17 protein-coding genes are annotated in these 18,650 nt (G+C 35.5%); 1 reads left to right on the top strand and 16 read right to left on the bottom strand.

Annotated features, from left to right (window positions below; translation table 11 throughout):
- The 14 genes from MRZ08_RS01960 to nth all read right to left on the bottom strand — a co-directional run.
- Positions 1 to 2,804: FtsX-like permease family protein (locus MRZ08_RS01960; protein ID WP_297378698.1), on the bottom strand; the 2,804-nt coding region annotated here is incomplete at its 3' end.
- Between the two features lies 1 nt (position 2,805).
- Positions 2,806 to 3,507 (bottom strand): ABC transporter ATP-binding protein, encoded by a 702-nt coding sequence (locus MRZ08_RS01955; protein ID WP_297378696.1) that lies wholly within the window; start codon positions 3,505 to 3,507, stop codon positions 2,806 to 2,808.
- A gap of 18 nt (positions 3,508 to 3,525) precedes the next feature.
- Positions 3,526 to 4,308 carry an FAD-dependent thymidylate synthase gene (gene thyX / locus MRZ08_RS01950; RefSeq protein WP_297378694.1) on the bottom strand — a complete coding sequence of 261 codons (783 nt, stop codon included), beginning with the start codon at positions 4,306 to 4,308 and terminating at the stop codon, positions 3,526 to 3,528.
- Between the two features lie 10 nt (positions 4,309 to 4,318).
- The gene (gene smpB / locus MRZ08_RS01945) at positions 4,319 to 4,762 is read right to left on the bottom strand and encodes an SsrA-binding protein SmpB (protein ID WP_015777702.1); all 444 of its coding nucleotides are present in this window, start codon (positions 4,760 to 4,762) and stop codon (positions 4,319 to 4,321) included.
- Positions 4,743 to 6,866 (bottom strand): ribonuclease R, encoded by a 2,124-nt coding sequence (rnr, locus tag MRZ08_RS01940; RefSeq protein ID WP_297378692.1) that lies wholly within the window; start codon positions 6,864 to 6,866, stop codon positions 4,743 to 4,745. Before rnr ends, smpB begins: the two co-directional genes overlap by 20 nt.
- Before the next feature lie 62 nt (positions 6,867 to 6,928).
- Complete coding sequence (secG, locus tag MRZ08_RS01935) at positions 6,929 to 7,156, bottom strand: preprotein translocase subunit SecG (RefSeq protein WP_015777700.1); 228 nt, start codon at positions 7,154 to 7,156, stop codon at positions 6,929 to 6,931.
- Between the two features lie 159 nt (positions 7,157 to 7,315).
- A complete protein-coding gene (eno, locus tag MRZ08_RS01930) occupies positions 7,316 to 8,611 on the bottom strand; it encodes a phosphopyruvate hydratase (protein WP_297378690.1) in 1,296 nt (431 codons plus the stop codon).
- Between the two features lie 10 nt (positions 8,612 to 8,621).
- Positions 8,622 to 9,374: a triose-phosphate isomerase gene (gene tpiA / locus MRZ08_RS01925; protein ID WP_297378689.1), complete on the bottom strand. Its 753-nt coding sequence runs from the start codon at positions 9,372 to 9,374 to the stop codon at positions 8,622 to 8,624.
- Between the two features lie 9 nt (positions 9,375 to 9,383).
- Complete coding sequence (locus MRZ08_RS01920; protein WP_297378688.1) at positions 9,384 to 10,580, bottom strand: phosphoglycerate kinase; 1,197 nt, start codon at positions 10,578 to 10,580, stop codon at positions 9,384 to 9,386.
- A gap of 59 nt (positions 10,581 to 10,639) precedes the next feature.
- On the bottom strand, positions 10,640 to 11,647 hold the full coding sequence (gap, locus tag MRZ08_RS01915) for a type I glyceraldehyde-3-phosphate dehydrogenase (RefSeq protein WP_297378687.1): 1,008 nt from the start codon (positions 11,645 to 11,647) through the stop codon (positions 10,640 to 10,642).
- 70 nt (positions 11,648 to 11,717) lie between these two features.
- Positions 11,718 to 12,644, bottom strand: coding sequence for a thioredoxin-disulfide reductase (gene trxB, locus MRZ08_RS01910; protein WP_297378686.1), 927 nt, complete (start codon positions 12,642 to 12,644; stop codon positions 11,718 to 11,720).
- Positions 12,645 to 12,652: 8 nt separating this feature from the next.
- Complete coding sequence (locus tag MRZ08_RS01905; RefSeq protein ID WP_297378685.1) at positions 12,653 to 13,111, bottom strand: tRNA (cytidine(34)-2'-O)-methyltransferase; 459 nt, start codon at positions 13,109 to 13,111, stop codon at positions 12,653 to 12,655.
- Entirely contained in the window at positions 13,104 to 13,937 is an 834-nt protein-coding gene (locus tag MRZ08_RS01900) for an HAD family hydrolase (protein ID WP_297378683.1), read from the bottom strand. The genes MRZ08_RS01905 and MRZ08_RS01900 overlap by 8 nt, the downstream gene beginning before the upstream one ends.
- Positions 13,930 to 14,571 (bottom strand): endonuclease III, encoded by a 642-nt coding sequence (gene nth / locus MRZ08_RS01895; RefSeq protein WP_297378700.1) that lies wholly within the window; start codon positions 14,569 to 14,571, stop codon positions 13,930 to 13,932. Before nth ends, MRZ08_RS01900 begins: the two co-directional genes overlap by 8 nt.
- 101 nt (positions 14,572 to 14,672) lie before the next feature.
- Here nth and rodA point away from each other — a divergent pair, with 101 nt between their 5' ends.
- Positions 14,673 to 15,839, top strand: a complete 1,167-nt coding sequence (rodA, locus tag MRZ08_RS01890) for a rod shape-determining protein RodA (RefSeq protein ID WP_297378681.1) — start codon at positions 14,673 to 14,675, stop codon at positions 15,837 to 15,839.
- 53 nt (positions 15,840 to 15,892) lie between these two features.
- On the opposite strand, the gene MRZ08_RS01885 is transcribed toward rodA, so the two are convergent.
- Entirely contained in the window at positions 15,893 to 16,519 is a 627-nt protein-coding gene (locus MRZ08_RS01885) for a phosphoribosyltransferase family protein (RefSeq protein WP_297378679.1), read from the bottom strand.
- A partial coding sequence (locus tag MRZ08_RS01880) for an ATP-dependent RecD-like DNA helicase (RefSeq protein WP_297378677.1) occupies positions 16,512 to 18,650 on the bottom strand: 2,139 nt, incomplete at its 5' end. The genes MRZ08_RS01885 and MRZ08_RS01880, both read right to left, overlap by 8 nt.

The following is an 18,650-nucleotide window of genomic DNA, read 5'->3' as shown; positions in this document are numbered from 1 at the left end:
TTCTCTCCATCTACTTCAAGCTTTAACCTATCTCCCTTTTTTATTCCTAATTTATTTGCTATATTCTCAGTAATTACTATATTCTTAGTAGTCAAATCTATAGGATTTCTATACTTATCTCTAAGGCTTACATAATCTTTTAGCTTTTCGTCATTTTCTGGAACTATAATAGATAAATCTAGTTTTTCTCCATTTCTTTTAAGACTTGCGCTTTCATTATAGACACTTATGTTATCATAAGCATCTACAAGTTTTTTGTAATTAGCCAAGTCTTCTTTCTTAGCCTTGGTATTTATGATAGAAACAGCACTATAATGTTGAATTTCCTCCTGTTGGATGCTAGATGTATCCTTAATAGCATCTATCATGGCAAAGCCAAAGAAAAGTAGGGCCGTACAACCACCAACACCAAATATAGTCATGAACATCCTAGATTTATATCTAAAAAGGTTCCTAGATGTGATTTTTGCCATAAAGGATAGTCTCTTCCACAAAAACTTAATTCTTTCAAGGAAGATTTTGCTACCTGCATCAGGAGCCTTGGCCTTTAATAAATTAGCAGGAACCTCTCTTACTGTTTCCTTGGAACTGATATAGACCGTGAAGGCTATAAGGAAAGTAGATACTAGAACAGATATGATTAAAGCTGGAAGACTATTTATCACATCCATTGATAATATCTTAAATCCTGTCGAATAGGCTCGAAATATTACCTTAAGAATTACAAATCGTCCTATCACAGCTCCCAAGAGTGCTCCTATAATTGTTGGACTAATACCATATATATAAAATCTCTTAGCTATATCTCTATTAGTGTAGCCCAAAGATTTGAGACATCCATTGATTGTCCTTTGCTCTTCGATATATCTTTTCATAGTTGTAAGAGTTACTAGCATGGCTACTAGATAGAAAAAGGCTGGGAAAACTTTAGATAGTCTATCCATGTTTAAAGAGTTTTGATAGTAGGTGTCGATTCCTCTGTTGTCGAATATGCTTTCTACAGTATATTCAGGATCTTGTAGAGTCAAGAGACTTTCCTTAGATTCTCCAATATCTTTTTTAGCCTTATCTATATCCTTTGTTGCCTTTGCCTTTTCTTCATCGAATTTTTTCTTTCCATCTAGATATTTTTTTTGCCCATCTATTAATTCATCATAGGCTTGGGCTAGTTTAGTTTGCCCTTCTTCCTTATTTCTTTTAAGCTCTGCTAGACCATTTTCATAGTCTCTTTGGCCTTTATTTATTTCAGCCTCTTTATTTTTAATGGTCTCATAAGCCTTGTCTAACTCAGCTTTGCCTGAAGATTTTTTATTTGCTAGTTGTCTATTAGCCTCATCAAGTTGGGCCTGGGCTTTATTTAGCTCATCCTCTTTGGCTCGCAATTGTCCAAGTTTTTGGTCGAGGTCAAACTTAGCCTGACTGTATTTTTCGTCTAGTTCTTTTTTATTATTATCATATTCGGATTTACTAGCTTCATAGCTCGCTTGGCTGGTTTTAATTTCTTCATTTAGTTGGTTGATTTTTTCAATGATAAGAGGATCGTTTTGATCTTCTTGGCTTTTCGCTTCTTCTAGTTCTTGTTTTTTAGCATTAATATAATTTTCTTCTATAACAAGGCTTGCTTCCGCTTCTTCAAGTTTATTAAATGAAGCTTCGAACTTTCCATTAAGATCTTCATATGCCTTATCTATTTCCTTCTTAGGTCCATCAATTTGAGCAAGGCCTAGATTTAATTCTTTTTGCTTTTTATCAAGCTCTTCTTCTGCCTTTTTTATCTCGCTCTCATATTTCTCGAGATTCACTTGGTATTCTCTTTTACCAACTTCTAGCTTTTCTCTTCCTTGATCTAAATCATTCTTGGCCTTAGCAAGTTCACTTTCCCCATTTGCAATTTCTTGATTAAATTCACTCTTATTTGCTTGGTACTGTCTAAAGCCTTCGTCAAAGTCAATCTTGCTTTCATTTAGTTTTTTCTCATTATCACTAAGCTTTTTTTCAGCATCAGTTAAATCAGCTTCGGCATCAGATATTTCTTTATTAGCATCTTTCTTAATTTTATTTAGGACCTGGTCTGGCCTATTTTTAATCCTATATTCCAAGTCAGACTTTTTGCCATTAATCTTTTTGATGTAAGTTGAACTTGTCTTATCAAGAGTAAGCAAATCTTTGTATACTATATTTGCCTCATGATACTTATCTGACAAGAAATTACTAGGCAAAACATAGGCGAATCCAGCAATCTCACTTTTACCAAGTGGTGAGATTTCTTTCATATCCTCCATGAAATGATCTGATGATTTATAAAAACCTACTAGCTTGTAGGATAAATTTGCCATTTTTTGATCATCTTTTTGCTCATCATTGATATAGGAAAAACTAAGCTCGTCACCTAGGCTAAATTTTTCCTTTAGATTTTCATCTAGGATTATCTCGTTATCTTTTGAAGGAAGTTCTCCCTCAGTAATAACTGCTTTAGGGATATCAGAATTATATTCTTTAAGCCTTATAATATCATCAGCTATTGTTAGATCAGTAGCATGAATGAAATTAATCTTATCAATTCCTTCTTCTTTTTTAATAAGTGCCTCATCCTCATAGTCTAGTCCGTAAGTCGACCTTACTATTAGGTCAGGGTGCCCATATTCTTCTAGAGAATTGTTTAAGCTTTTTCTCATAGAAGGACCAGAAAGTAAAAGTCCTACTACAACAAGGCTTGCTAGAGCTACCATTATCATAATAGATATGACCTTTCCCCTGGTTTTCTTCATGTCAGCAAAGATGCTTTTTATATAAGTTTTATTCATATTACCACTCTATCTCATCAACTGAAACTGGATTTTCATTGATATAGTCCTTGTCGACCTTCCCATCTCTAATCTCGATTACTTGATCTGCCATCGGTTTTATTAATGAATTGTGAGTTATGATTATTACTGTGGCTCCCATCTTCCTTGAAGCATCTTGTAAAAGCCTAAGGATATTTTTTCCTGTCTCATAGTCTAGGGCACCTGTTGGCTCATCACAAAGGAGGAGTTTTGGATTTTTGGCTAAGGCCCTGGCTATGGCGACTCTTTGTTGTTCTCCCCCTGATAGTTGAGAGGGAAAGTTGTTTAGTCTATGACTAAGGCCTACCTCTTCTAGTACTTCTTCAGCCTCTAGTGGATTATCAGAAATTTCTGATGCCATCTCTACATTTTCAAGAGCAGTTAGGTTTGGTATGAGATTGTAATGTTGGAAGACAAAGCCCACATCATTTCTCCTATATTCAGTAAGGTCTCTGTCGCTAAGACCTACTAGGTTTTTCCCATCGATTAAAATCTCCCCACTTGTAGCCTTATCCATTCCTCCTATGAGATTAAGAAGAGTAGTCTTACCTGCTCCACTTGCTCCGACAATTATTAAAAGCTTGCCTTTATCTAAAGAAAAGTTTATCTTATCGTTTGCGACAATCTTCGTATCTCCAGATTTAAATTCTTTTGTTAGATTGTTTAATTGTATATAAGACATAAAGTCCCCGTCCTTCTTTTAAACTTTATAATTTTTAAACTTTTCACGCACTTCTTTTATTTTCCCGCAAGTCATCTTACCTTCTGGGCAAGGGCCATTAAGACAAGATGGACCTGCATTTAGGAAGAGATTTGGATAAATATCTTTTACAAGCTTTATCATCTGATCTGATAAGTCTCTTATCTCCCATTGTGCCCTTAGGCATGATCTCATATTGAAAAAGTGGAGGAGATTTCTAGCATTCATTGTAAATACAATCTTTGTCTCGCAAGCATTAGGAAAGACATATCTTGCATCTTCTATAGCCTTTTTACTAGCAGATCTTTTTGCTGACTTTTCATCTTGACCTTCATCTCGGTAGCTTTGGTAATGTTTTTCAAACAATATATCAGTTAAGTCATCGTAAGTCTTCTGGCTTTCTTCCATTTGCCTAATAAATATTTCTCTTGCTTCTTCGTTTTCGTCAATCTCTTTTGGAATTATGTATTCAAACTGATCTAGCTTTACATATCTTTGAGACTGTTGGGAATAGGAAGCGAGTCTGTGACGGACCAGCTGGTGGGTCAAGACCCTAGATACTCCCTCCGCAGCAAAGGTAAAGGAGACATGTTCAATTGGAGAGAGATGTCCTAGATTTTGAAGCATTTTTACATATCTAGCAATTGACTCTTCGTCCTGTTTTTCGGCTATTTCATCTACTCCTACTTGCGAATAGCAGAGTTTTCCCGCCTGGGCTATAGTCTCTTCTGCCCTAGGAGTGTAGTTAAGTAACTTAACTTTAAGTGTGCTTTTATTTGACATTTCCCCTCCTTTAATAATTTTTAAGCGCCCTATCCATTTTCCTCTTATCATCCTTTGCCTTGATGGATTCTCTCTTATCATATTGCTTCTTACCTTTGGCAAGGGCAAGTTCAAGTTTAACTAAGCCGTCTCTCTCATAGATTTTAAGTGGAACTACGGTATAGCCTGCCTGAGTTTTTTTACCTATTAATTTATTTATTTCCTTTTTGTGAAGGAGAAGTCTCCTCGTCCTAGTTGGATCGATATCCTTATCGTAGGCCTGAGAGTAAGGGGTAACATGCATTCCATAGATAAACATCTCCCCTTTTCTGTCAGATATGAAAGACTCCTTAATAGAAACTTTCCCTTTTTTAATTGACTTTACTTCACTTCCCAAAAGTGAAAGTCCTGCTTCGTATTTTTCTTCTATAAAATAATCATGATAAGCCTTCTTATTATTGGCTAATAATTTCATCGTTTACCTCCAAATCAAAGTCGATATTTCTCTGATATGTGTCTACATCCATAACCCTAATTTTAACCCTATCTCCAATTGAATAAAAAATCTTCTTATCTGTATTGAAGGCCTTCATCTTATCTTCTAGATAATCGTATCTATCATTTGAGAACTTGTACATAAAAAGACCTTCTACAGTATTGTCTAATTCAATAAATATTCCAAATTCAGTTATTGCAGATATGTTTCCATAGAATTCGTCGCCAATAAATCGAATCATATACTTACATTTAAGTAAATCTTCCACATCTCTCTCGCACTCTTCGCTTCTTCTTTCGGTCATTGAAAGATGATCTGCATTGTTTGTGATTGTCTTTTCAAGACTTGTCTGATTGAGACTAGTTAGCTTGTTATGAATGAATTTTTTGACTAATCTATGGACTATAAGGTCAGGATACCTTCTGATTGGTGAAGTGAAATGGGTGTAGAAGGATGTAGATAGACCAAAGTGAATATCCCTATGCTCAGAATATTTTGCCTTTTGCATGGTCCTTAGCATCAAGATATTAATTACTGATTCAACGTCCTTACCTTCCACTTCTTCTAAAATTTGTTGGAAGTCCTTAGGATGTAGGTCATTGTCTCTTATATTATATCCCATAGTATTGAGAGCTTTCTTGAAGCTTTCGATTTTTTCTTCCTTAGGTTTTTCGTGAATCCTGTAGATAAATGGAAAGTCCATATAGGCAAAAAGAGATGCAACTGTTTCGTTGGCAGCAAGCATGAATTCTTCAATCATCTTATTGCCTGATCCTCTTTCAAAATTCGATATATTTAAAACTTTTCCGTCTTCTCCTACATCTATCTGACTTTCAGAGAAATTAAAGTCTATTGAACCTCTTTTTTCTCTCATTGTATTTAAGATTTCTCTAAGCTCATCAAAAACCCTTAACTTTTCTTTAAGAAGCTCGTCTTTATATACATCCTCATCGCCCTTATCCAAAAACGCATTCACATCATCATAAACCAATCTATGGTCAGAATTAATCACTGACTCGTAAAACTCATTATCAACAACCTTGCCCTTATCATTGATTGTCATCTTTAAGCTTATGGCAAGTCTATCCTCATTCGGATTTAGCGAGCAGATTCCGTTTGATAGGGCCTCTGGCAACATAGGAATTACTATATTAAATAGATAAGTGGAGTTACCTCTCTCATAGGCGTCATTATCGATTGAGCTTCCCTTTTTCACATAGTGGGCAACGTCTGCAATGTGGACATACAAGTCATAGTTTTCACCATTTTTTTCAATAGAAATAGCATCGTCGAAGTCCTTGGAATCTCTTCCATCAATCGTAACTGTGAAAAGATCTCTAAAATCTTTCCTTCCTTCAAGCTCTATATCACTTACCTTATCCTTCACATAAAGACATTCCTTCTTAGTCTCCTTTGAGAATTGGTAAGGAAGGCCGTGGGCCCTGATTAGGGATAGGATTTCAATATTCTTATCATTCTTTCCGCCGATGATTTCCTTAATTTTTCCTTCAGGCTTAGCATCTTTTGGATAATTTATAATCTCAACAACTACCTTATCCTTATTTTTTGCCTTATTAAAGAACTTTTCAGCTATAAATATATCATCGCCAAAACTTCTATCATCAGGAATTACAAAGCCAAAACCCTTATTTTTTTGAAAGCTTCCAACTATTTCATCTTTAGCTCTTTCAATAATATCTGTAACTCTTCCTTCAGCCTTCCTTCCCTTCTCTTTTCCCTTAATAAGCTCTATTTTTACCCTATCGTTATTATGGGCCTTGTTCATATTGTCTCTTTTTATGAAGACATCTTCGAAATCTTTGTTATCAGAAATAAAAAATCCATATCCACCTTGGGCCATGGAGATTTTGCCAATTAGATTTATCTCTTCATCTGTTAGAGGCATAATTCTTTTTTTATTGGAAACTCGGATCTTATTTTCTTTCTCCAAGTCTTTTATGATATCCCTAACAGCTTTTCTAGTATATTTGTCAACCTTTAGATACTTATCTAATTCCTTAAGTGTCATAGGCAGATAATTTTCATCATACACTATATTTAATATTATATCTTTTAGATTCATAATTTCTCCTGTTGTCTATATTAAAAAAGAGGCTAAGCTATATATATATAGCTTACCCCTTATTAGTTAATTGCTATCATGATTAGACTAGCTACAAATAAAATTACTCCGCCTGTGATAGCTACTTTGTCTAACGTTTCGTTTTTTGACTTGTGAGCACTTCTACCAAAAACATTTGTTTGTGTTCCTGAAAGAGCTCCTAGTCCTTCTGTTTTAGGATCTTGTAATGTTACTGCAGCTATAATTATTATTGATGCAATAACTAGTACAATCGCTAAGAAATTTACCATATAGACACCTCCGATTCATACTCTGTTATAATACCATAAATTATCTATAATTTCAACAAAAGAGATAAATTGGATAGCTAATTCTCCTTAAAAATGAAATAGTAATTTCACCTGAATTTTAGAAAAAAAGACAGCCCCTAGGGGCCATCTTAATTTATATTATTTGTTGATGTTGTAGAATGCTTTGATTCCTCTGAATTTAGCATCATCAGCAAGTTCATCTTCAATTCTTAGAAGTTGGTTGTATTTAGCAACTCTGTCTGTTCTTGAAGGAGCACCTGTTTTGATTTGTCCAGCGTTTACTGCAACAACTAAATCTGCTATTGTAACGTCTTCTGTTTCACCTGATCTGTGAGAAACTACTGCAGTGTATCCTGCTTCTTTAGCCATTTCGATAGCGTTAAGTGTTTCTGTTAGAGAACCGATTTGGTTAACTTTGATTAGGATTGAGTTAGCAACGCCTTCTTTGATACCTTTTTCAAGTTTCTTTGTGTTTGTTACGAATAGGTCATCACCTACAAGTTGAACTTTGTTTCCAAGTCTTTCTGTAAGTTTTGCCCAACCTTCCCAGTCGTTTTCATCAAGACCATCTTCTATTGAGATGATTGGATATTTTCCAACAAGTTCTTCAAGCCAGTCGATCATTTCGTCTTCTGTCTTAACTGTACCTTCTCCATCAAGGTGGTATTTACCATCTTCCTTGTTGTAGAATTCGCTTGAAGCACAGTCCATTGCTATATAAACGTCTTTACCTGGTTCATAACCTGCAGCTTTGATAGCTTCGCAGATAATTTCTAGAGCTTCTTCGTTTGATTTAAGGTTTGGTGCAAATCCACCTTCATCACCTACAGCTGTGTTGTAACCTTTAGATGAAAGAACTGACTTTAGACTGTGGAATACTTCTGCACCGATTTGTAGAGCGTGAGCGAAGCTTTCTGCTCCAAGTGGGAAAATCATGAATTCTTGGATATCTACAGAGTTATCAGCGTGTTCTCCACCATTTAAGATGTTCATCATTGGAGTTGGAAGAAGTTTAGCGTTTGTTCCACCAATGTAGTTGTATAGAGGAACACCAAGTTCATTAGCTGCTGCTTTTGCAACTGCTAGAGAAACACCAAGGATTGCGTTAGCTCCAAGTTTACCCTTGTTTTCTGTTCCATCAAGTTCGATCATCGCATTATCAATGCCGATTTGATCTGTTACATCATAAGTGAATTCTAGTTCTTCAGCTATGATTTCATTTACATTTTCAACTGCTTTAAGAACTGATTTTCCAAGATAGTAGTTTTTGTCACCGTCTCTAAGCTCTACTGCTTCCCATTCACCAGTTGATGCACCTGATGGCACGCTTGCTCTACCAAATCCACCATCTTCTGTATAAACTTCTACTTCTACTGTTGGATTTCCTCTTGAATCAAGAATTTGTCTTGCATATACATCTGTTATTAAACTCATTTATATCTCCTTATTTATTAAAATTAACTAAAGCTTTGAAATCTTCTGCCTTAAGGCTTGCTCCACCTACTAGGGCTCCATCAATATTTTCTTTACCCATCAATTCTACTACATTGTTTGGTTTTACAGAGCCACCATATTGGATTCTTATTTTTTCAGCAGCGTCTTTGCCATATTTTTCTGCTATTAAGCTTCTGATATATCCGCACATAGCATCAGCATCTTCGCTTGATGCAGTTTTACCTGTTCCTATTGCCCAAATTGGTTCGTAGGCAATAATTACTTTTTCTATATCTTCTTCGCTAACTCCATCAAGGTCTTTTTCGATTTGTCCCTTAACTTTTGCTTCGTGCTCATTAGCTTCTCTTTCTTCAAGAGTTTCACCGCAACAAAGAATTGGAACTAGGTCGTGGTCTAGAGCTGCTTTTACCTTTTTGTTGATTAGGCAATCACATTCTTTGAAGTATTCACGTCTTTCAGAGTGACCTAAGATTACATATTTTGCTCCGATATCTGTAAGCATTGTTGGAGATATTTCTCCTGTGAATGCTCCGCTCTCTTCGAAGTACATATTTTGTCCACCAAAGCCTACGTTAGTTCCTGCTAGTTTTTCTTTAGCAACAAGAAGGTCAATTGCTGGTGTACAAACTCCTGCTTCTACTTCTGTATCTAGGTCTAAGTCTTTAATTTCGTCTAGTAGTTTTTCTGCTTCAGAAACTGTCATATTCATTTTCCAGTTTCCAACTATTACTGGTTTACGCATTATATCTCCTTACTTATCTTCTATTGATGATATTCCTGGTAGATCTTTTCCTTCTAAGAATTCCAAGCTTGCTCCACCACCAGTTGATACGTGAGTGATCTTATCCTTTAGGCCTGCAAGTTCAATTGCAAGTGCAGAATCTCCTCCACCTACTATTGTAATTGCATCTGATTCTGCAAGGGCTTCTGCAACCTTGTTTGTACCATCAGCGAATTCCTTTATTTCAAATACTCCCATTGGTCCATTCCAAACAACAGTCTTAGCTTCTTTGATTTTTGATGCGAAAAGTTCTGCAGTTTTTGGTCCTATATCTAGGGCTTCCTTATCTTCAGGGATAGAATCAATATCAACTATCTCAGTTTCAGCGCCTGCTTTGATTTCATCTGCTATAACAACATCTACTGGTAGTAGGATTTCTACGTTGTTAGCTTCAGCTTTTTTGATTAATTCAAGGGATAGGTCCATCTTATCTTCTTCAAGAAGTGATTTACCTATTTCTTTTCCTTGTGCCTTAAGGAAGGTATAAGCCATTCCTCCACCTATTAGGATTGTGTCAACTTTTGTAATAAGATTTTCGATTACCCCAATCTTATCAGATACCTTAGCTCCACCAAGGATTGATACAAATGGATGTTCTGGGGCTTCTAGTGCCTTACCCATTACGTCGATTTCTTTTTCAATTAGGAAACCTACTGCTGAAGGAAGAATGCTTGCTACTCCAACGTTAGAAGCGTGTGCTCTGTGGCTTGTTCCAAAGGCGTCATTTACATATAAGTCTGCTAGAGATGCAAGTTTTTTAGCAAATTCAGGGTCGTTTTTAGTTTCACCAGCAACATATCTTGTATTTTCTATTAGGCAAACTTCACCATCTTTAAGATTTGCTACTTTTTCTTTAACCTTATCATCTACAACTTCTGGGCTTGGGAAGAAATGGAATTTATCTTTGTAGTGATTTTCTAGCCAATCTGCTACAGGTTTTAGAGCAAACTCTGGTTTTGCTTCTCCCTTTGGTCTACCGAGGTGGCTCATAAGAATAACCTTAGCATCATTTTCTAATAGGTAATCAATTGTTGGAAGAGCTGCTCTAATTCTTGTATCATCAGCAATTTCTTCGTTATTTTCTTTTGATAAAGGTACGTTGAAATCAACTCTTACTAGTACTTTTTTACCCTTTACATCTAAGTCTTTTACAGTTTTTTTGTTCATATTACTCCTCATATTTCCGTTAAAAAAAGGCGGAAGCTATCCCCCGCCTTCATTAACTCTTAAAGATTTGCTAGATAGTCAAGTGTTCTAACAAGGTTAGAAACGTATCCCATTTCGTTGTCATACCAAGCAACAGTTTTAACAACTTGTGTTCCGTCTGCGCCTTCAACAATTTTTGTTAGTTGAGAATCGAAAACTGAACCAGCTGGATAACCTACTATATCGCTTGATACAATGTCATCTTCTGTGTAAGCAAATGCATCATTTGAGTATTTCTTCATAGCTGCGTTTACTTCTTCTACAGTAACTTTCTTTTCAAGTACTGAGTAAAGTTCTGTGATTGATCCTGTAATTGTTGGAACTCTTAGAGCTGATCCATCAATTTTTCCTTCTACTTCTGGAAGTACTTTACCTACAGCCTTAGCAGCTCCTGTTGATGCTGGAATTGTGTTTTGTGCTGCAGCTCTACCACCTCTTAAGTCTTTCTTAGAAGCTGGTGTGTCTTGGATAGCTTGAGTAGCTGTGTATGCGTGGATTGTAGACATTTGTCCTGAAACAAATCCGAATTCATTCTTCAATACGTTAACCATTGGTGCTAAGCAGTTTGTTGTACAGCTTGCTCCAGAAACAACTGTTTCAGATCCATCAAGGATTTCGTGGTTTACTCCGTATACGATTGTTTTTAGATCACCCTTACCTGGTGCAGAGATAAGTACTTTCTTAGCTCCTGCTTTTATGTGAGCTTCTGCTTTTTCTTTTTCTGTAAAGAATCCTGTACATTCAAGTACTATATCAACTCCAAGTTCTCCCCATGGAAGGTCTTCTGGGTTTCTTTCAGCAAATACTTTGATGTCTTTGCCGTTGATTTTGAATCCGTCTTCTGTTAGTTCAGCGTCTCCGTTGAATCTACCTTGTGCTGTATCGTATTTGAAAGCATATAGAAGACCTTTTTTGTCAATAAGGTCGTTGATTGCTACAACTTCGATATTTTCTTCTACTTCGGCGATTCTTCTTAGTGTAAGACGTCCGATTCTACCAAATCCATTAATTGCTACTTTTGTTGCCATTATTTCCTCCTAATTAATTCTTTCTACAAATATTACTTTACTTATTTGTTAGAAATTTGTCAACATTACTTTACCAATTGCTTCCTTCGAGATATCTATTCGCAAGGACAGCTGCAATACATCCATCTCCAGCCGCTGTAACCATTTGTCTAACCTTCTTTTCTCTAGTATCGCCTACAGCAAATACACCTTCGATATTAGTCTTCATATCCTCATCGGTTAGGATATAACCATGGTTCATTTTAATCTTACCTTCGAATATCTCTGTTTGTGGAATGTATCCTATAAATATAAATACCCCAATTGGAGAATTATCATCAGATTTTAACTCTTTTATTTCTCCAGTCTTGGTATTTTCTATTATAAGTGACTCTGCTTCCTTATCACCCTTGATTTCTTTGACAACTGCATCAAGTTCTAATTTTATTTTTGGATTTTCCTTGATTTTATCAACTACAACACCGCTTGCCCTAAATTCGTCTCTTCTGTGGATTATTGTTACAGATTTTCCAAATTTAGTAAGATAAGTCGCCTCTTCCAATGCAGAATCTCCTCCCCCAACTACAAATATGTCAAGACCCGTATAAAATGGTCCGTCACATGTAGCACAGTAGGATACTCCCTTGTTGGCAAATTCTTTCTCTCCTGGAACATCGAGTTTTCTGTGGGTCGCTCCTGAAGAAATTATAACGACTTTGGCCTCGTATTCGCCTCCATCAGTCTTTATTTTCTTAACCTTACCTTCAAGTTCTACTTCCTTAACATCTTCATACTTGATGTCACAAAATTCCTCCGCTTGCTCAAGCATCCTTTCAGAAAGACCCATGCCTGTTGCCTCATCAATTGAGCCTGGGTAGTTTTCAACAAAAGCTGTTCCAGAAATCTGTCCACCTGCTACTGCTTTTTCAATAATAAGTGTTTTAAGCTTACTTCTTCCTGCGTAAAGTCCTGCAGTAAGTCCTGCTGGACCTCCTCCAATTATAATTATATCGTACATTTATCCTCCTAAAATTTAAATCCATCTTGTCTTAAGGCCTCGTATAAAACTATACTAACAGAGTTAGCAAGATTTAAGGACCTATTTATCTTTCTTGTCATAGGGATTGTGAGGATTTTTTCCTTATTTTCATTGAGCAAATCCTCTGGAATTCCTTCCTTCTCCCTACCAAATATCAAAAAGTCTCCATCTTTGAAGTCTACATCTGTATATTTTTTATTTGTTCCTGTTTCTATAAAGAAATATCTTTCATCCTTTACATAGTCCATAAATTCTTCTAGACTATCATGGATTACAAGATCAACATGCTCCCAATAATCTATACCCGCTCTTTTCAAAAATCTATCAGAAAAATCAAACTTGAAGGGTCTGATCAAGTGAAGGCGGGATTCTGTTAGGACACAAGTTCTTCCTATATTTCCTACATTTCCAGGATGCTCTGGTGAGATTAATACTATATTAAACACGGTTATATTCCTTTATTATTTCACAAGCTTCTCTTATTCCACCAGAGTTATTATCTGAAACAACATGGCTTGCAATTTCCTTAAGTTCTTCTCTTGCATTTCCCATAGCAAAAGAAAGCTTACTTCCTTCAATCATTTCCAAATCATTGAGACCATCGCCTATTGCAGCTATATTTTCCCTAGTAAATCCCATTTTTTCTGCTAGAGTTAGAAGAGTATTAAACTTGGATATTCCCTTACTCATTAATTCAAGGACACCACCAAAAGATGAAGTCATATAAAGCCTATCTGAAAATTCATTTCTAACTAGCTTACTAATTCCCTCACTTCCTAGACCATGTTCATTCGTCTTGTTAATTTGAAACTTGTAAGCCTTGTGATTTTTTTCCCTTAGCTCTCTTAAAGGATCATCCGAAATCAATATATTTGTAGTATATTCATCACCCTTATCCTTTCGAAGATGGTCGAGTTTTTCTATTTTCAATTTATTTGAATAGTAAGTGTCTAAATCGTAAAAATGAAAATCCAAGTCATTTTCTATGGCTAAGTTATAAAGCCTATCTAAGTCCGAATCTTCCAGAGGCTTTTCAAAGAACAAATTATCATAATCAGATCCTAGAATAGCTCCATTGTTTGCGATCACACAAGGATTGGTGCCAATTTTACTTGCAAAATATAAGACTGACTTAAAGACTCTACCACTAGCAAGAACTACCCTAACACCCGTGCTTTCTAAATCTCTTAAAGCTTTAATATTATCCTCAGAAAGTTTCGAATTAGAATCTAGAAGCGTTCCATCCATATCTAGGGCAAATATTCTAATCATGATCTCTCCTATAAAATTCGCAGACTACATTTAAGTCACATTCCTCACAAATTGGGCCTCTTGCCTTACAAAGAGCCCTACCATGAGTAATGAATTGATGGTGGGTCTTTCTCCATCTTTCTTTGGGAATATTTTCCATCAATTGCTTTTCAGTCTTTTCTACGTTTTTAGCATCTGCAAGTCCCAGTCTATTAGATACCCTAAACACATGAGTATCTACAGCAATTGCAGGGATATTAAAGGCATTGGATGCCACTACATTTGCAGTCTTTCTCCCAACTCCCGGAAGCTTCATAAGCTCATTTATATCTGCTGGCACCTCTCCATTATAATCGCTACACAAAATCTTGCTTGTAGCAGAGATATTTTTAGCCTTATTTTTATATATTCCAACTGTTCTTATATAATTTTCAATTGTCTTAATGTCTGCTTTTGCAAATTCTTCCGCTGTATTCATGTCCTTAAACATCACGCTTGTAACCTTGTTAACCCTAACATCAGTCGATTGAGCCGAAAGGATTGTAGCTATTAAAAGTTCAAAAGGAGTCGTAAAATTTAGCATAGAGTAATCCACATCTGGATACATCCTATCTAGAATTTCCAAAAGTTCTTTAATTTCTTTAGAATCTAAAATACTATCACCTCAAACTTATTATACTCTTCAGCTGGTAAATAACATTTGATTGATAAAGACTGGCTCATGTTATATAATAAATGAAGAATTGGAGTGATTAAATGTTTAATTTAAAGAAAAAAGATTTGAAAGAGCTTGACCTTATGCTTCTGTTTGCAACAATTGCCTTAAGCGTAATTGGTCTAGTCGTTTTATATTCGGCCTATGGTGGCAATATCAAACCCATATTGACGCAACTTTTTGCTACTATATTAGGATTTATAATAATTTTAGTCCTATGTACCATTGACTTGGATTTTATAAAAAGATCATATCTAGGAGTCTATGGGGTAATGATTGCCCTCTTGCTGTTGACCTTGGTGTTTGGTCGAGGTCTTGATGAATGGGGAGCAAAATCTTGGGTATATATTGGATCATTTTCCTTCCAGCCTTCTGAGATTGCCAAGGTTGGAATAATTTTCTCCCTTGCTGCTTTTCTTGATAATCATAAGTTTGATATCAATGACAAGTTAACACTATTGAAGGTCATTGCCATGGCAGGTCTTCCAATAGGACTAATCCTCTTGCAGCCTGACTTTGGTACAGCTATGGTATATGTATTCTTTGTATCTGCTATGATCTTTATAGGAGGGATTTCCTGGAAATGGATTGGGATTTTTGCTGGACTTGCAGCAATCGTGGGATTTTTCGTCTTGACCAATCTTTCTGGATATAGGCTTGATAGAATCGAAAACTTCCTCGATCCATCAAGGGATACTTCAGGGAGTAACTGGCAACAACAACAAGGTCTTATCGCTATAGGATCAGGTATGCTTACTGGCCGTGGATATCTAAAGGGAACTCAATCTCAATATGGATATATTCCTGAAAAAGAAACTGACTTTATTTTCTCAGTTCTTGCTGAAGAGCTGGGATTTTTGGGAGCAATTATTGTTATAGCTCTTTTTGCAATAGTGATTATGAGACTTGTAATAATCGCAAAGAGTTCAAGAAATACATTTATTACAATCATGCTTACTGGAATTGCCGGACTTCTGTTCATCCATATATTTGAAAATATAGCGATGACGATAGGTCTTATGCCAGTAACAGGAATTCCTCTTCCATTTTTCTCATACGGAGGAACTTTCCAGCTAATTAGTTTGATTAATATTGGCCTTGCCCTTTCAGCATCTATGCAAAAGAAGCAATACGATGACGGAATAATTGATGATGAAGCAATTAACCTCTTAGACGTAAGCATGGTTAGACCATCTAAAAGAAAATAATAAAAAAGAGATGATAAAACTTTCTCCCTAATGGAGACTTTCTATCATCTCTTTTAATTTACACTTCTTTCTGAGCAAATAGCCAGGGTTACGACCTCGCTTGCTCCCCTATTTTTTAACTCTTTTATGATTTCTAAAGCAGTATTTCCTGTAGTTATCAGATCATCTATGAGTAGGATTTTCAATCCCTTTATATCCTTATCTAGTCTAAAAGCTCCTTTTAGATTTTCATTTCTCTCAAATCTATTGAGAGTGTGCTGGGACTTGGTATTTTTAACCTTCTTAAATTCATCTAGTTTTTTGATTTGAAGCTTGTTGGAAAAACCATCTACTATCAGATTAATATGGTCAAATCCCCTTTTATTTATAGTCTTCCTAGATGAAGGTGAGGACAAGATATAATCAAAGTCAGTTAAATTCTTGTCGATTAGAAATTGATATAGCATCTCTGAAAAGACTTCTTTGAGTGAAGTATTCCTATTAAACTTATAGTCCCCAATTAACTTTTTCATAAAGTCATTATAAAAATACAAGCTATAGCAAATATTCTCAGAAAGTTTAAAGGTATTTCCTATATAATCCAATTTATCAAGGCACTCTTGGCATAAATGGTACTTATAAATTTCTTCTTTCTTACAAGAATAGCAAAGCCCTTCATCCAAAAATAAAAAATCAATCATCAATGACCTTCTCCATTTCTCCTATCCAGTAAGAAAGATTGGTAAATCTACTATTGGACCTATTATTATCAACCATAGTCTTTAGGATTTTCTTATTTCCTAGAAGAATTACGATTTTCCTAGCCCTTGTCACTCCTGTATAAAGGAGATTTCTCGTAAGAAGCATTGGTGCTACCTGCATCATTGGAATAATGACACATGGAAATTCTGATCCTTGAGACTTATGGATTGTAATAGCATAAGAAAGATCTAAATCTTTGATATCTTCTTTCTTATATCTGATTAATCTTCCGTCATCAAATCTTACATCGAGACTCTCATCAATCTTATCAATTTCTTCAATAATGCCTATATCGCCATTATAGACTCCTTCGTCATAATCCTCCTCGTGATTAATTGACTTAAGATCATAGTTATTTCTAACTTGCATGACCTTGTCATTTAATTTGAAAATTCTATTGTTGATTTTTAGGACTGTTTTATCTTTATTAATAGATTCCTGGATATTATCATTGATATTTACCACTCCCCAATCAGTCTTCTTGGATGGGGATAGGATTTGTATGTCCTTAATAGGATCGAAATTATAATATTTGGGAAGTCTTTCTTTAACTAAGGATAACAAAACAGGTATAAAATCAGAAGTATTTGTATCAATGAAGAAAAAGTCCTTGTCTTTCTCATTTAAGATAGGATATTTTCCTTCATTTATCCTGTGGGCATTGACAATAATATTGGACTCACCTGCCTGCCTAAATATTTTCTTAAGTCTAACAGACTCAACACTTGTATCTAAAATATCCTTTAATACATTGCCCGGACCGACCGAAGGTAACTGGTCGCTATCTCCAACGAGGATTATAGCAGTCTTATCTCCAATTGCTGCCATTAAATTTTTCATTAGGAAGATATCGACCATACTGGTCTCATCAACTATAATGTAATCCTTGTCTATAGGATTTTCTTCGTTAAACTCAGCTACAACTTCGTCAGGTCTTATTCCTAAAAGCCTATGGATAGTGTAGGCATCTTCTCCAGTCGATTCCTTAATCCTCTTTGCAGCTCTTCCTGTAGGCGCAGTCAAAGCATATGATAGGCCGTTTTTAGATAGTATTTTACAAATCGCATTGATTATTGTAGTCTTCCCTGTACCAGGTCCTCCAGTTATAACAAGAGCCATAGATTGAAAAGCTTTTTCTATAGCTATTTTTTGCTCATCAGAGAATACCGAAAGATCATAGTCTATTTTGATATCAAAGTTATACTTTTCATTAATCTTACTTGCTATAGCCATGGCGACTGATTTTTCAGCCTTAAGAAGATTAGAACTATAGATATAATTGATATCTTCAATTTCAACTAAAACCAATTTTCCTACGATAATATCATCATTAATTACATCTTTTATTTTTTCTTCATCTAGTTTTAAAAGCTTAGCTGATTTTTTGGACAAAATATCGTATTTAAGACAAGTGTGTCCATTAAACTCAGCCTCTGTGTTTAGTATGTAGTAGACTCCTGCAGATATTCTAAATTTAGAAGTAAGATCCATCTGCATATTGAAGGCTATATTATCAGCCATAGTAAAGCCTACACCTCTTATATCTTCTATAAGCTTATAAGGGTTAGCCTTTACCACATCGACTGTAGATTCTCCGTACTTTTTATAAATCTTCATCGACAGATTATAGGATAAATTTAGTCCTTGGAGGTATTCGATAGTTCTCCTCGAATCTCTCGTATCTTCTGCGGAAAGCTTAATATCTTCAAGCTTCTTCTTGCCAATTCCGTCTACCTTTAGTAGCTTATCGGGATCGTTATAGACTATGTCGACTGAATCCTTGCCGAAAACATCAAAAATAGCACGGGCAGTTTTTTTGCCGATTCCCTTAAGATTTCCCGAAGATAAGAATTTTACGACAGCCTCCTTAGAAGAAGGCTTTACAAGTTTTATAGCAGAAATTTTGAACTGTTCACCATACTTGTCGTGATAGACTATATCTCCTTCCATCTCAACATTATCGCCTTCATTAAAAAAAGGCATAGTCCCAACACAAGTTATATCAGAATCTGCCGTGTCTACAGCCATAATCGTGTATCCATTCTCGTCGTTTCTAAATATAATGTTGGT

It is taken from the genome of Anaerococcus sp. (assembly GCF_022770135.1).
Classification (GTDB): domain Bacteria; phylum Bacillota; class Clostridia; order Tissierellales; family Peptoniphilaceae; genus Anaerococcus.
This window is presented reverse-complemented; position numbering and strand designations above follow the sequence as displayed.